Annotated in this window: 15 protein-coding genes; 10 read left to right on the forward strand and 5 right to left on the reverse strand. The window is 48.2% G+C overall.

The genetic code is table 11. The features are described from left to right. Positions 1–2: 2 nt before the first annotated feature. The 5 genes from rlmB (at position 3) to rplI (ending at position 2,549) form a co-directional block, all read left to right on the forward strand. Positions 3–740 (forward strand): 23S rRNA (guanosine(2251)-2'-O)-methyltransferase RlmB, encoded by a 738-nt coding sequence (gene rlmB / locus AC3CIC_RS01220; protein WP_016959103.1) that lies wholly within the window; start codon positions 3–5, stop codon positions 738–740. A 362-nt stretch (positions 741–1,102) separates the two neighbouring features. After that, positions 1,103–1,510 (forward strand): 30S ribosomal protein S6, encoded by a 408-nt coding sequence (rpsF, locus tag AC3CIC_RS01225; protein WP_016959102.1) that lies wholly within the window; start codon positions 1,103–1,105, stop codon positions 1,508–1,510. A 9-nt stretch (positions 1,511–1,519) separates the two neighbouring features. Next, on the forward strand, positions 1,520–1,822 hold the full coding sequence (gene priB / locus AC3CIC_RS01230; RefSeq protein WP_016959101.1) for a primosomal replication protein N: 303 nt from the start codon (positions 1,520–1,522) through the stop codon (positions 1,820–1,822). A gap of 16 nt (positions 1,823–1,838) precedes the next feature. Continuing rightward, a complete protein-coding gene (rpsR, locus tag AC3CIC_RS01235; RefSeq protein ID WP_002539422.1) occupies positions 1,839–2,066 on the forward strand; it encodes a 30S ribosomal protein S18 in 228 nt (75 codons plus the stop codon). 33 nt (positions 2,067–2,099) lie between these two features. Continuing rightward, on the forward strand, positions 2,100–2,549 hold the full coding sequence (gene rplI, locus AC3CIC_RS01240; protein ID WP_016959100.1) for a 50S ribosomal protein L9: 450 nt from the start codon (positions 2,100–2,102) through the stop codon (positions 2,547–2,549). Positions 2,550–2,693: 144 nt separating this feature from the next. Here rplI and AC3CIC_RS01245 read toward each other — a convergent pair whose 3' ends face one another. Next, on the reverse strand, positions 2,694–3,437 hold the full coding sequence (locus AC3CIC_RS01245; RefSeq protein ID WP_488515145.1) for a DUF481 domain-containing protein: 744 nt from the start codon (positions 3,435–3,437) through the stop codon (positions 2,694–2,696). Positions 3,438–3,602: 165 nt separating this feature from the next. On the opposite strand from AC3CIC_RS01245, the gene AC3CIC_RS01250 reads away from it, so the two are divergent. Genes AC3CIC_RS01250 through AC3CIC_RS01260 form a run of 3 tightly spaced genes read left to right on the forward strand, consistent with a single transcriptional unit; the run spans position 3,603 to position 7,390 of the window. Beyond that, entirely contained in the window at positions 3,603–5,012 is a 1,410-nt protein-coding gene (locus AC3CIC_RS01250) for a replicative DNA helicase (protein ID WP_016959098.1), read from the forward strand. A gap of 12 nt (positions 5,013–5,024) precedes the next feature. Beyond that, complete coding sequence (gene alr / locus AC3CIC_RS01255; RefSeq protein ID WP_488515857.1) at positions 5,025–6,101, forward strand: alanine racemase; 1,077 nt, start codon at positions 5,025–5,027, stop codon at positions 6,099–6,101. A 17-nt stretch (positions 6,102–6,118) separates the two neighbouring features. Beyond that, positions 6,119–7,390 (forward strand): BamA/TamA family outer membrane protein, encoded by a 1,272-nt coding sequence (locus tag AC3CIC_RS01260; RefSeq protein WP_488515146.1) that lies wholly within the window; start codon positions 6,119–6,121, stop codon positions 7,388–7,390. A 53-nt stretch (positions 7,391–7,443) separates the two neighbouring features. Here the strand turns inward: AC3CIC_RS01260 and AC3CIC_RS01265 are convergent, their stop codons facing one another. Together AC3CIC_RS01265 and AC3CIC_RS01270 are read right to left on the reverse strand one after the other, a co-directional pair. Further along, a complete protein-coding gene (locus AC3CIC_RS01265) occupies positions 7,444–9,171 on the reverse strand; it encodes an NHL repeat-containing protein (RefSeq protein WP_488515147.1) in 1,728 nt (575 codons plus the stop codon). Between the two features lie 330 nt (positions 9,172–9,501). Beyond that, positions 9,502–9,921: a secondary thiamine-phosphate synthase enzyme YjbQ gene (locus tag AC3CIC_RS01270; RefSeq protein WP_488515148.1), complete on the reverse strand. Its 420-nt coding sequence runs from the start codon at positions 9,919–9,921 to the stop codon at positions 9,502–9,504. A 307-nt stretch (positions 9,922–10,228) separates the two neighbouring features. On the opposite strand from AC3CIC_RS01270, the gene pgi reads away from it, so the two are divergent. Beyond that, positions 10,229–11,881, forward strand: coding sequence for a glucose-6-phosphate isomerase (gene pgi, locus AC3CIC_RS01275; protein ID WP_488515149.1), 1,653 nt, complete (start codon positions 10,229–10,231; stop codon positions 11,879–11,881). A gap of 63 nt (positions 11,882–11,944) precedes the next feature. Here pgi and AC3CIC_RS01280 read toward each other — a convergent pair whose 3' ends face one another. Then, a complete protein-coding gene (locus tag AC3CIC_RS01280) occupies positions 11,945–12,406 on the reverse strand; it encodes a chemotaxis protein CheX (RefSeq protein ID WP_488515150.1) in 462 nt (153 codons plus the stop codon). Positions 12,407–12,423: 17 nt separating this feature from the next. Next, on the reverse strand, positions 12,424–12,882 hold the full coding sequence (gene zur / locus AC3CIC_RS01285; protein WP_488515151.1) for a zinc uptake transcriptional repressor Zur: 459 nt from the start codon (positions 12,880–12,882) through the stop codon (positions 12,424–12,426). 292 nt (positions 12,883–13,174) lie between these two features. Between zur and dusA the strand changes: the two genes are divergently transcribed. Further along, positions 13,175–14,215 carry a tRNA dihydrouridine(20/20a) synthase DusA gene (gene dusA / locus AC3CIC_RS01290; protein ID WP_488515152.1) on the forward strand — a complete coding sequence of 347 codons (1,041 nt, stop codon included), beginning with the start codon at positions 13,175–13,177 and terminating at the stop codon, positions 14,213–14,215. Positions 14,216–14,374: the final 159 nt, after the last annotated feature.

A 14,374-nucleotide genomic window follows, 5' to 3' on the forward strand; every position in this document is an offset into this window, starting at 1 on the left:
CCATGAGCAATGAAATGATTTATGGCATTCATGCCGTCAAAGCCGTGTTGGCATCCGACCCAGCACGCTTTATCGAAGTTTATGTTCTAAAAGGTCGTGAAGACGATCGTTTACTGCCCGTGCTGAAGGAACTGGCTGAGCTTGGCATTACTACACAGGAAATGGGACGCAAGGCGCTGGATGACAAAGCTGACGGCGCGTCGCATCAGGGGTTGATTGCTCGTGTTAAGCAAGGGCGTCAGTACAACGAGAACGATCTCGATCTTATTCTCGACGGTAAAGAAAACCCATTGCTGTTAGTGTTGGACGGCGTGACTGACCCACATAACTTGGGTGCATGTCTGCGTAATGCAGATGCAGCGGGTGCGTGTGCGATCATCGTACCGAAAGACCGTTCAGCGCCGCTAAGTGCAATTGCACGTAAAGTGGCCGTTGGCGCAGCGGAAGTTGTGCCATTGGTTCGTGTCACCAACTTGGCGCGCACGATGCGTGCGTTGCAAGAAAAAGGCGTTTGGTTTGTAGGGACGGCTGGCGAAGCCACGCATGATATCTATCAAAGCAAAATGACTGGTCCATTGGCGATCGTCATGGGCGCAGAAGGTGATGGCATGCGTCGTCTAACGCGTGAAACCTGCGATGAGTTGATCAGCATCCCAATGGGCGGCAGCGTGTCGAGTTTGAACGTCTCGGTTGCGACCGGTATTTGCCTGTTTGAAGCCGTGCGCCAGCGTCGCGGTTAACAAGATAGCAGAAGAAGTTTAGCCTATGGGCTTGGCTTCTACGCGCTTAACGCACGCAGCTTTGGTGATGGTAACGTCGCAATAACACAAGCAATAACAGAAAAGGGTGAAGTGATAACTTCACCCTTTTTTATGCCTCATGGTTTCCCCCTACGCCAGAACACGCGGTGTACATCTTTATTGCCAACTGCACCCATTTATTACCAACCGCACTGTGCGTGCGCCAACATATTTCCCTTGCTTCATTTGCCGATTCTCTATACTATTCTGCCTCCAAATTCCCGGTCTTTTACTTTCGTTCCTTGCTTCCTTTGGACGACTGGGCCAACACTGGAAGCTGAATAATCCGTAAGGAGCAACCTATGCGTCATTACGAAATCGTATTCATGGTGCACCCTGATCAAAGCGAGCAAGTTGCTGGCATGATCGAGCGTTACACTGGTTCTATCAAAGAGTCAGGTGGTCAGATCCACCGTCTAGAAGACTGGGGTCGTCGTCAACTGGCTTACCCAATCAACAAACTGCACAAAGCTCACTACGTTCTTATGAACGTTGAAGCTGACCAAGCTGTTGTTGATGAGCTGGAAACTGCGTTCCGCTTCAACGACGCTGTGATCCGTAACATGGTCATGCGTACCAAAGGCGCTATCACTGAGCCATCTGTAATGATGAAGGCTAAAGAAGAGCGCGCGCCTCGTCGTGACGATCGTGAAGATCGTGGCGAACGTGCAGATTTTGCACCAGCTGAAGGCGAAGCAGCAGCTGAGTAATTTGAATTGATGACCAATCGAATGGTGCTTTCCGGTGTTATCACCAATGGCCCAATTCGAAAGCAGAGTCCTGCCGGAATACCTCATTGTCACTTTGTGCTTGAGCATCGTTCGGAACAACAGGAAGCTGCGTTGCCAAGGCAAGTCTACTGCCGGTTACCGGTAGTAATAAGCGGGCAAGGGTCTCAAAGCAAAACACAGCACTTAGCTTTAGGCAGTAACATTAAGGTGAGTGGGTTTCTCGCTTACCAGACCAGCCGTAATGGCGCGGGTAAATTAGTGTTACATGCCGATGACATTATAGACATTTAGATCAGGAGATTAGCCCATGGCACGTTTCTTCCGTCGTCGTAAATTCTGCCGTTTTACTGCAGAAGGCGTACAAGAGATCGATTACAAAGACGTAGCGACTCTGAAAAACTACATCACCGAAGCTGGTAAAATTGTACCTAGCCGTATCACTGGTACCCGTGCTAAGTACCAGCGTCAGCTGGCACGCGCTATCAAGCGTTCACGTTACCTGGCTCTGCTGCCGTACACTGACAAACATCAGTAATCGGCACTGTCCAAGTTAATAGAGGAATAGATAATGCAAGTTATTCTGCTTGATAAAATCGCTAACCTGGGTGGCCTAGGTGATCAGGTAACAGTTAAGTCTGGTTACGCTCGCAACTTCCTTATCCCTAAAGGAAAGGCAGTAATGGCAACTAAATCTAACGTTGAGCATTTCGAAGCTCGTCGTGCAGATTTGGAAGCAAAAGTTGCTGAAGTTCTAGCTGCTGCGCAAGCACGTGCTGAACAAGTTGAAGCACTAGAAGCGGTTGTTATCGCATCTAAGTCTGGTGACGAAGGTAAACTATTCGGTTCTATCGGTACTCGTGACATCGCAGATGCAGTTTCTGCAGCTGGTGTTGCTGTAACGAAGAGCGAAGTTCGCCTGCCAGAAGGTGCGCTACGTAACACTGGTGAATATGAAGTGAGCATGCAACTGCACTCAGAAGTATTCGCTACTGTTAAAGTTACAGTTGTTGCTGAGTAATATCAGAAACAAGTAGCTTTGAAAAAACCGGCCATTGGCCGGTTTTTTTGTGCCTGAAGATAAGTAACAAGAAAGAAAAGATACAAGTGTTGAGTAAGAGCAAAGCGATGAAGGCACCGTTTCAGTTATTCGTGTCTCCAGTGCCTAAAACCGATAAACCATATTCACTGTAAAAATTGAATCGCGATTTTTTAGCCCAGGTGGTACACGGTCGATATATTTTTGCGTCGTCGATATCTTAACGGCTAAATCGTCTATTAGGCTGGTAGAGAGGGATGCACGAGCTTCTATACTCGAGTTGCTTGGACCTGCGATAGTGGTGATCCGCCCTTCAAACAGCGCTGTTTCATTCAATTGCCACGTAAGCTCTGCCTGTCCCCTGACAATAAATTCTTGCACGTCATAGGGCATGACGAGGTCATCATCATCAATCTCATCAAGGTTCGGGCTTTGATAGCGGTAGCCGGGGCCAATTTCGAGCAATAAAGATAGGTCTTCCCGCCAAATGGCCTGATAACCCATACCTGTTGCGAGCGTCAAATCTTGATAATACGGGCCGTATTTATCGTCAATGAAACTGACGTTGCCCAGCACGTAGCGTTTGGGGTCAAATTTGTAGTTGGCTTGGCTTTCAAATTCACTTTTATGTTTGTCTTCCTCGCCGTCTTTTTCAACCAGCAAGAATTTAGCTTCCGACATATGTCGATAAGGACCATCAGTGAAACTCACACCCAAGCGGCTGTTAAGCGTCATGGAGTCTGAGTTGCCAGAAAGAGACTGAAAACCTAACTCAACCTCTGATTGCCAGCGTTCGGGGATACTTGCTTCTGCGCATAGAGGCAATGCAACCAAACAAAACAGAGACGGTTTCAACAGCGCTGACGCCATATGGGTTACCATTACAAAACTTGGGATGGTATTTTATATGAATATCCCTTCATTGCGTCAGCAAGACGTTAAATAGACAGCAAAATAATTTGTCTTTGCACTTGGTCGTGCGTCGGAAAGGGATTCGGATATAATGACCAGCGTAATGACAAGGTACTAAGTGATATGGCAGAGCAACGCAGCAAGCAATTTAATTCAAAGAAACCCAGGGACTATCAGGTAGACGCCCTGAAAATGCCACCGCATTCGTTGGAAGCGGAGCAGTCTGTGATCGGTGGCTTGATGCTCGATAACGAGCGTTGGGACGGCGTGGCAGAAAAAGTGGTTGCCTCTGATTTTTACAGCCGTCCTCATCGCCTGATTTTTGATGGCACCAAGCAATTGCTGGATGCAGGGCAGCCGCTTGACCTCATCACACTTTCTGAGCATCTGGAAAAACACAACCAGCTTGAAGATGTGGGTGGATTTGCTTACCTTGCGGAGCTGGCGAAAAACACCCCGAGTGCTGCAAACATTGTCGCTTACGCTGACATCGTACGTGAGCGCGCTATGGTGCGTAACCTTATTAGCGTGGCAAATGAAATTGCCGATGCCGGCTATGAGCCAGAAGGTCGTTCGTCAGCTGATTTGCTCGACATGGCAGAAAGCAAGGTGTTTGCGATTGCTGAAGATCGTACCTCAGCAAATGAAGGCCCGCAAAATATCGACAGTGTGCTATCTAGAACACTCGAACGTATCGAGGTTCTGTTCAAGAGCCCGCAAGATGGTGTGACAGGCGTATCGACCGGTTTTTCTGACCTCAACAAGAAAACTGCAGGTCTCCAAGGTTCTGATCTGATTATCGTTGCAGCGCGTCCGTCGATGGGTAAAACCACTTTTGCGATGAACTTGTGTGAAAACGCTGCGATGGATCAGGATAAGCCTGTACTGATTTTCTCTCTAGAGATGCCCGCCGAACAGCTGATGATGCGTATGCTTGCATCGCTTTCCCGTGTCGATCAGACCAAAATCCGTACCGGACAGTTGGATGATGAAGACTGGGCGAGGATTTCCTCCACCATGGGGATTCTGATGCAGAAGAAAAACATGTACATCGATGACAGTTCAGGCCTAACGCCGACGGATGTGCGCTCACGTGCTCGTCGTGTCGCGCGTGAGCACGGCGGTCTATCGATGATCATGGTCGATTACCTTCAGTTGATGCGTGTGCCAGGTATGCAAGATAACCGTACCCTGGAGATCTCTGAAATCAGCCGCTCGTTAAAAGCGTTGGCAAAAGAATTGAACGTGCCCGTTGTTGCCCTGTCACAGCTTAACCGCTCGTTGGAGCAACGTGCCGACAAGCGTCCTATTAACTCCGACTTGCGTGAATCAGGCGCCATCGAGCAGGATGCTGACCTTATTATGTTCATCTATCGTGATGAGGTTTATAACCCAGAAAGCCCACTGAAAGGTGTTGCCGAAATCATTCTCGGTAAACAACGTAATGGCCCAATCGGTTCTGTTCGATTGACCTTCCAAGGGCAATATTCTCGCTTTGATAACTACGCAGGTCCTGCGTTTGATGAAGAGTAACCGCGAGGCATGATGAAAGCGGCAACCGCGATAATCCGCACAGCAGCACTTACCCATAATATTGATGTTATACGTGCCATGGCGCCCAACAGTTGTACGTGGGCAGCCATTAAAGCCAATGGCTACGGCCATGGCTTGTTACCTGTCGCCAACGCGCTGGCGTTGCAGGCGGATGGTTTTGGTGTTGCGCGTTTAGATGAAGCGTTGAAGCTTCGCGCCGGAGGCGTGCTTAAGCCTATTTTATTGCTTGAAGGCTTCTACTCTGCGGATGATTTACCTGCTGTTGTCGCCCATAACTTACAAACAGTGGTGCACGGCGAAGAGCAGTTACTTGCTTTTGAACACGCGACCTTAGCGCATCCGGTCACGGTGTGGCTGAAAATCGATACCGGTATGCATCGCCTCGGCGTTCATCCTGACGATGTCAGCGATTTTATCGAACGTTTGAATGCGTGTCCGAATGTGGCCAAACCGCTGCATTTTATCAGCCACTTTGGTCGTGCTGACGAGCCTGAGCATCCTCTTACGCAGCAACAAATTGATGTGTTCACCTCTTTGACTGCCAGTCAGTCTGGGTTCAAGTCATTGGCGGCATCATCGGGTACCCTAATGTGGCCAACTAGCCATTTTGACTTTGTTCGCCCAGGGATAAGCCTTTACGGGGTTTCCCCCGTGTCAGAGCGCACTGGTGCCGATTTTGGCTTACAGCCAGCAATGACCATGACATCAAGCCTTATCGCCGTGCGTAGCGCTAAAAAAGGCGATGCAATCGGTTATGGCGGTCGCTGGGTTACCCCACGTGATACCAAGCTAGGTGTTGTTGCTATAGGATATGGTGACGGTTATCCGCGCGTTGCCCCTGATGGCACACCTTTGTTGGTTAACGGTCGTCGCGTACCACTCGTTGGTCGCGTATCAATGGACATGCTGACGATTGACCTGGGCCCCGATGCCACCGATCGCGTTGGCGATGAAGTCATCTTATGGGGCGAAGGCCTGCCTGTTGAAGAAGTGGCTCATCACGTTGGCACTATTGGATATGAGCTGGTGACAAACCTGACCTCACGCGTCGATATTATTTACACATAAATACACTGTAGGTTCTCTTGAAATTACCCTTTTCTAAAGCCGCAACTTGGGTTGCGGCTTTTTTATGCTTACCACTGAGTGCCTTTGCCTCAGAAGCGTCTGAGCACGACAGTGCTTTAGCGTCAGAACCGTTAGATATTGAAATGGTGCCCTTTGCTTTTTCCACCGAAGCGATGGGATTTTCTGCGGGCATGGCAGGGCTTTGGAAGCAAGCGGGTCAGCCGCAAGCATCCTTGTTTGCGGCGGGTCTAGGTACCAGTAAAAGTACATGGATGGGCTTTATTGCAGCCAATAACTATACGTTTTCGCCAGACAGTCGCTGGCTCATTAGCGGCCAGTTTTATGAAGGTGATTTTAAACAATTTGACTATTTCCTTGGGGAAGCTGCATCCAACAATTCTTCGTTTGATGACCGTTTAACTGCAGACAGTCGTGATGCGCAGCACCATGTTGCATTTCGCTACATTTTGCCCTGGGGGGCGGGCGATCAGCAGCCAATTCGTGCTACGTTGTCACCAAGGCGAGCTGTTGACGGCAATGCACCGTGGAACAGCGGAGTCTCGTCCATTGAGTTTCGCCCGTTTTACCAAGCGCAGACTTTAACCGGTGAGGGTGTTGACGCGCCGAGTGATTTCTCCGATGCCGATGAAGTTTGGGGACTTGAAACCCGTTATCGCTGGGATAACCGTGACAATACCAACAGCCCAACTGAAGGGAGCCTGAGTGAGTTGATTGTGACGGCCGATCCGGGGAGTGATAACCGAGCCAGTTGGTGGAAGTGGGCAGCAAGCCAAAGTTGGTATTGGAGCCTTGGCAACTGGGAAGACATGGCGAAACAGCAAGTGTTTGCATTGAACGTCTATACCTCCGATACGCCTAGTTGGAACAGCACGACAGAGATTGATGGGCAGACCGAATTCCATCGCCCACCTGAATTTGCTAGCGCAAGGCTCGGTGGTTTATATCGCTTACGTAGTTTTCAAACCGGTCGGTTTGCAGGTCGCTCAGCCCTTAGCTATAGCGTTGAATACCGTGTGACCCCTGAATGGCAGCCGTTAGATGAAGTTCCTGTGTTTGATTGGTACGACGTGCCTTGGTGGCAATGGGTGCTGTTTGCGGAAGCAGGGCGAGTGGCTGATGAGTACGATCTAGCTGAGCTTCATCGCGACATGAAATGGAGTGCGGGTGCAGCGATGCGTTTTCAAGTAGAAGGCATTGTGGTGCGCACTGAAATGGCGTGGGGCAGCGAAGAAGGGCTGTTTCGTGTGATGATTAACCAGCCGTTTTAAAGGCAAAAAAATAGCCAAAGCATGGCTTTGGCTATTTATATGTCCAGTTTCTATTACCAAGTAACGTTTTCTAGACCGATTGAAATATCGTCACCGCCATCTGGACGATCAGAGGTGATGTTCCATGTAAGTCGGTACTTGGCCTGTGTTGATCCCGGAGTAAAGTCATAGGTATAGGAAACCGTCGTTGGACGTGAGTAAACCCTTGAACGGTAGTTACCTACAGTCACCCACCCGTTACCGTAATCCATCTCCACGGTAAATCGTGATAGGCCACCGATATCTTGTGTGGACAGAATTTTATAGTTCAGTGTGCTCGCTGAACCAATAGACAAGCCATCAATGGTTCCTTCAAAACGCGAACTGTGCGTCGAGTTATGGTAATCACCAATCCAAGTGACTGTGTCGTTCTCAGAACACCAAGTCAGTGAATTCGTTGCTGACGTCCAGCCACCATTGCTACACCCTCGAATGCCAACTTCAGCAGGGTCATTGTCAACGACAGTGACACTGGCTGATGTCAGATCGCTCTTGTCGGTGGAAACCCAAGCATCCAACGAGAAGTTCTCATTGCTTTCGTGCGTAGCGTCATTAACTGTTGGCACGCCAATACGCACTGATGTTACGCCTTGCGGCAAACTGATTTCAGTCAACGTCGATGAAATGGTTGCAGAGCCCGTTGAGTTATCAGAGAACAGCAGTTCAACGGTATTTTCGTAATCGCTGTTCAAGTTTGCAGTGCCATCTTTAAGTGCAGCGCGCAGAGTGGTGTTTGCATCGTTAGTAGCTTTGTCAAAATTGACGGTGAAGTAGGCCGTTGAACCTTCATTCACTGACTCTGACGCTAATGTGATACCCGTGACTTCGGGGGTTAAATCACTCGCGAATTCTGTTTTTTCATAACAGGTGTGATCTTCAGACGTCACCGTCGCCATGGCACTAATGCGGTTAGGGAACAAACCAACCAGCTTTCTCTCACCTGTAGATGGTTTGATGCGGTACAGGTGGTTGCTGTTCACGTTACCCGAGATGTTCTGGTTTTTGGCAGCAACAAGCATTTGGCCATTTTGATCCAACGTTGCTGCAGCAACGAAGTCAATAAAGTGGAAGGCTTTAAACGTCTGAGCGCCTGAGGCGGTATTGATTGAATATGTACGACCATTTGTGACGAACAATAGCTCACCATTTTGGAAGACAAAATCCCCCCAGCTACTAAAGCCGCCAAATTTTAATTCATTACTGAAGTTAGCAATGTGGGTGATGTCACCGGTGGTTGGATCTACTTTAAAGATGGTTTGCGAATCGGAAGCAAACAATTCTCCAGTACTTGGGGCAAAAGCCATACGCAGAATCTGTTTTGTCACCGTTGGACCCGCGACATGTTCGCCCGTTGCTGGGTCCATGTAAGCCAGTTGATAAGCGTCAATGGTTTTGGCGTGTAAATCTAGGTTCTGGAGTTCTTCAGTCGTGACATCAGTTGCTGGTACTTCAACGTGATATGAGGTTGGCTGTGGCGTGCTGACGTAATAAAGACGATCTGATACCTGGTCATATGCCATGCTCGGTGTGCTGAACAGCGCACGGGAGTGATACTCCACTCGGTCGCCCGCATCGGAGAAATAGTCAGACGACATCTGTTTTGCTTCTTGAACGTCAAGCAGTAGCCCCACATGTCCGCGTCCAGCATTCATTGAATAGACGTTGCCAGCACAATTCGCCATTGCTTGAGCTGAGATGAGGGACCCCGCAAGAATTGCAGTAGTAAGAAGTGTCTTTGTCATTATTAATGTACCTAGAATCCGTTATAAATGGGCTAACCCATCATCCATGTTTGACCAGGTCATGTGGGCGGGCTTTGTTCATGTCGCTTACGTTTGCGGCACGTTATCGAAGAATGAAGTCTATTTAATTGTGTAAACAATTAATGGCTCAATAATGAGACATGTGGTTTTTTGATGGTTTTAGGTAAGTCTTCATAAGACTTTTTGGGAAATATGGTGGGAAAATAATGATTTAATGGTAAGTGATCAACTTAAAGCATGAGTAAAGAATGGCTTACCCGTGTGTCACTTCAGGAAAGGAAGATCGCATCTCGTTATACACTTCTATTCTTACTCCCCTTGAATTGTCACCACGACTTGTCGAGAACCGCCGTGGTCTCGATGTTCTCCCAGATAAATGCCCTGCCATGTCCCCAGCGCCATTCGGCCATTTGAAAGGGGAATCGACACGCTTGAGCCTAACAATGAACTCTTGATGTGTGCAGGCATGTCATCATCACCTTCATAAGTATGCTGATAGTAAGATGCGCGCTCTGGAACGAAGTGGTTGAAATGCGCTTCCATGTCGTTGCGCACGGTTGGATCAGCATTCTCGTTGAGCGTTAAACTGGCAGAAGTGTGTTGAATAAACAGGTGAACTAGCCCAACACGTAGATCGCGTAATTCTGGAATTTGTTGTTTGATTTCATCAGTAATTAAATGAAACCCGCGATGCTTTGCTTTCAGATGAATTGTTTTTTGAGTCCACATTTCACACACCTTTCTTCAGATTAATAGGTAAAGTTGGCCTTCACGGGTAATGAACCATTCTTTAGGGATACATCAATCACTGACTTAACGCAAAACGGCTGCAATGTAATCATGTCAACATGGTATCGTTTAACGAATCGCAATAAAAAGATATCCGCGTAAAACTGTGTAATGACCTAGCATGGGTACAAAGTAGATCGTAACATTACACCACTTTGGCGATGACATGATGAAGTGTGGTCTGCCTAGAATAATGTGGGATGACAGTGCCCACCAGAACCGACTCTGTCTATAAGGAACAATAACTATGTTGAAGTCCATTAATCCGACGCAAACGGCCGCGTGGAAAGCGCTGACCGCCCATTTTGAAGATGCGCAGGATTTGACCCTCACTAAGCTCTTTGCCAACGATCCGCATCGTTTTGATAAGTTCTCCGTGCGTTTCGGTAACGATATTCTGCTCGATTATTCAAAAAACCTGATCAGTGAGCAGACGTTGGATAAATTGTTCGCGCTGGCTGATGAAACCGAGCTGAAAGATGCCATTAGTGCCATGTTCCGCGGCGATAAAATCAACCAAACGGAAGATCGCGCCGTATTGCATACAGCTCTGAGAAACCGCAGCAACACGCCAGTGATGGTAGATGGCGAAGACGTCATGCCACACGTGAATGCTGTGCTTGAGAAGATGAAAGCTTTCTCTGAGCGTCTGATCAGTGGTGAGTGGAAAGGTTACACAGGCAAAGAAATTACCGACGTCGTGAACATCGGTATCGGTGGTTCTGATCTTGGTCCATACATGGTCAGTGAAGCGCTAGCATCATACAAAACGCGCCTGAACCTGCACTTTGTTTCCAACGTAGATGGTACTCACATTGCCGAAACGTTGAAAAACCTTGATCCAGAAACCACGCTGTTCTTGGTCGCATCGAAAACGTTTACCACCCAAGAAACCATGACCAACGCCCTGTCGGCGCGAGACTGGTTCCTTGCAACAGCGGAAGATCAAGCACACGTCGCGAAGCATTTCGCCGCACTGTCTACCAATGCAAAATCGGTTGCTGAGTTTGGTATCGACACCGACAACATGTTTGAGTTCTGGGATTGGGTTGGCGGTCGTTACTCTTTGTGGTCAGCGATCGGACTGTCGATTTGTCTGTCTGTTGGCTATGACAACTTTATTGAGTTGTTGGCGGGTGCGCACGACATGGATAACCATTTCCAGCAAGCCCCGTTGTCGCAGAACCTTCCGGTGCTACTAGCGTTGATTGGTGTGTGGTACAACAATTTTTACGGCGCAGAGTCAGAAGCCATTCTGCCATACGATCAATACCTGCACCGTTTTGCCGCTTACTTCCAGCAAGGCAACATGGAATCTAACGGCAAATACACCGACCGCAGTGGCCTTCCTGTTGACTATCAAACGGGCCCTATCATTTGGGGTGAGCCAGGTACAAATGGTCAACACGCGTTTTATCAGTTGATCCACCAAGGCACTAAAATCATTCCATGTGATTTTATCGCCCCTGCGATTAGCCACAACCCGTTGAGCGACCATCACCCTAAACTGATGGCAAACTTCTTTGCACAAACGGAAGCGCTAGCGTTTGGCAAAACGCGTCAGCAAGTGGAAGCCGAGTTTTTAGCTGCCGGTAAGTCAGCTGAAGAAGTGGCTGAGCTTGTACCGTTCAAGGTGTTTGAAGGTAATCGCCCAACCAACTCGATTCTGGTTAAGCAAATTACCCCTCGCACACTGGGTGCGTTGATTGCCATGTATGAGCACAAGATCTTCGCACAAGGTGTTATCTGGAACATCTTCAGCTTCGATCAGTGGGGTGTAGAACTCGGTAAACAACTGGCGAATCAAATCTTGCCAGAGTTGGCAGACCAGCAAAACGTGGCCAGCCACGACAGTTCAACCAATGGCTTGATTAACACGTTTAAACAGTGGCGCGTGTAATGTAACGCATTGATTGAAATTAAAAAACGCCGCAATTGCGGCGTTTTTATTTGGAATACATGATTAATCGAAGCAGATCTCGATGTATGCACGACCAAATTCAGAATCAAACGGCATAAGAATAATCTGACCATCGCTTTTGTGGGTGATGGTATGATCTTTCCCTGATACCACAATTGGCGTCGCCATTTCAAAATCGAAGCCTTTTTCAGCCAGAATGCGCTTCGCACCGCCCGTCACCATATTGGTGATTTCGCCGACCATATCCGTTACATCGGCATCTATAGACGTTGGGCGTTCACCCAACATGCGGTTCATGATTTCCAGCGCGAGCTCTTCTTCAAACGTGACAGAAAGCGATCCTTTGGTCTTATCGCCAACCATGCCGATCAAACCAGACACATCACCTTTTGCGATCTCTGTTTTCTTAAGCTGCGGCTTCCTTGGTGTGATTTCTAGCTGCGCCATTGTGGTCAGCACATTCACCAATGAAGACAAAAATGGGTTTACAAATTCAGCGCGCATAATAGTTGTTCACCGTCCTACTGCATTTTATGTGTTGCCAGCTGGCATGCGTGGCATATTCCATGTGTTTCAACAACGTGATGACTCACTGTAAAACCAACCTGATTCGCCTTTTTTTGAAGGGCGTTAGACAAGGCATCCGCATGACACTCTTCTACCGTGCCACACGAATCGCAAATCAACAGTTGAGAGCAATGTTGCTCATGACCGGGCAGACAGCAAGCAATAAAGCAGTTAGTTGATTCAACTTTGTGCACAAACCCCTGAGAAAGCAAAAAATCGAGCGCTCTATAGACAGTGGGTGGCTTGGCCTGTGGTTCAATTTCTCTTAACACATCAAGCAGGTCATACGCGGTTATAGCGCGCTTGCTCTGAATAATGATGTCATACACTCGTTCCCGTTGCGTGGTCATACGCACGCCCCGTTGTTCACACAACGACTGAGCTCGGGCTATGAGTTGTGAATGATTGGCCATAAGATCTCAAAAATCAGGTTGAGATGGATATTCTATCACAGCAAACAAAACACGTACTCGTAAGGCCGTGACCGTGGTTCGCCTTTGAGACATTGTAGTTGATACATAGAGTGAAACTGGATAAGGCAAAGAGTGCAGCCAGCCTCTCTCTGCCTATTTATTACGGAAAATGTACATATTCTGATCGCCAGCTATTTGGTCCAGTTCACACTTTGAGGTAGAATCCGCTCACTTTATCTAGGTGCTGCTTTTGGCAGCACTTTCGCGTTACAGAGTGCAACGAGGTCGATCCATGCTTAATGAAGCTACTGACATCCAAAATCCACAATCAGGCGTTACGTCTGAGGGTGTGTCTTACCCGTCAGCCCGTTTCTCCGTCGCTCCGATGCTGGATTGGACAGACCGCCATTGTCGCTACTTCCACCGCATTCTTTCTAAGAACGCGCTGCTGTATACCGAGATGATCACCACAGGTGCAATCATTCACGGTAAAGGCGATTTTTTGCTGTTTAATGACGAAGAGCATCCGGTGTCTTTGCAATTGGGCGGTTCTAACCCTGTCGATCTCGCGACCTGTGCCAAGCTGGCGGTTGAACGTGGCTATGACGAAATTAACTTGAACGTGGGTTGCCCGTCTGATCGTGTGCAAAACGGTCGTTTCGGTGCGTGTTTGATGGGTGAAGCCGAGCTGGTGGCGCAGTGCGTTTCAGCCATGAAAGAGGTGGTGGGTATTCCGGTTACGGTGAAAACGCGTATCGGTATTGATGACCAAGACAGCTACGAATTTTTGGTCGATTTCGTGCGCACAGTTCACGAGAAGTCAGGCTGTGACAACTTCACGATTCATGCCCGTAAGGCGTGGCTTTCTGGTTTAAGCCCGAAAGAAAACCGTGAAATCCCACCGCTGGATTACCCGCGTGTTTATCAGCTTAAGAAAGACTTTCCGCATCTGACGATGGCCATTAATGGCGGTATCAAATCTCTCGAAGAAGCAGAAGAGCATTTGCAATTCATGGACGGCGTGATGATTGGCCGCGAGGCTTACCAAAGCCCTTACATGATGGCAGAAGTCGATCAACGCCTGTTCGGTAGCAATGCGCCGATCATCAAGCGAAGTGACGCGGTGAAAGCCATGTTCCCTTACATTGAAGAGCAGTTGAGCAAAGGCGCTCATCTGAATCACATTAGTCGCCACATGCTGGGTATATTCCAAAACATGCCTGGCGCTCGTCAATGGCGTCGTTATATCAGCGAAAATGCGCATAAGCCGGGTTCTGGCATTGAAGTGCTTGAAGCGGCATTGGCGAAAATCCCAGCTGAGTTGAATGTTTAAATTCAACGAGCAAGGCATTGGTTAAAAATACCGCAAGAGTTGGTGTGATTTACCAATAAATAGGAAAGCGTAGCGAGTTAATCGTTACGCTTTTTTATTATCTATATGATTTTAAACAGTTAGTAAAGTTGGCCTGCTTCGTGCAATACCAGAAGATAA

The sequence above is a fragment of the Enterovibrio sp. QJM3NY_24 genome (genome assembly GCF_057786035.1).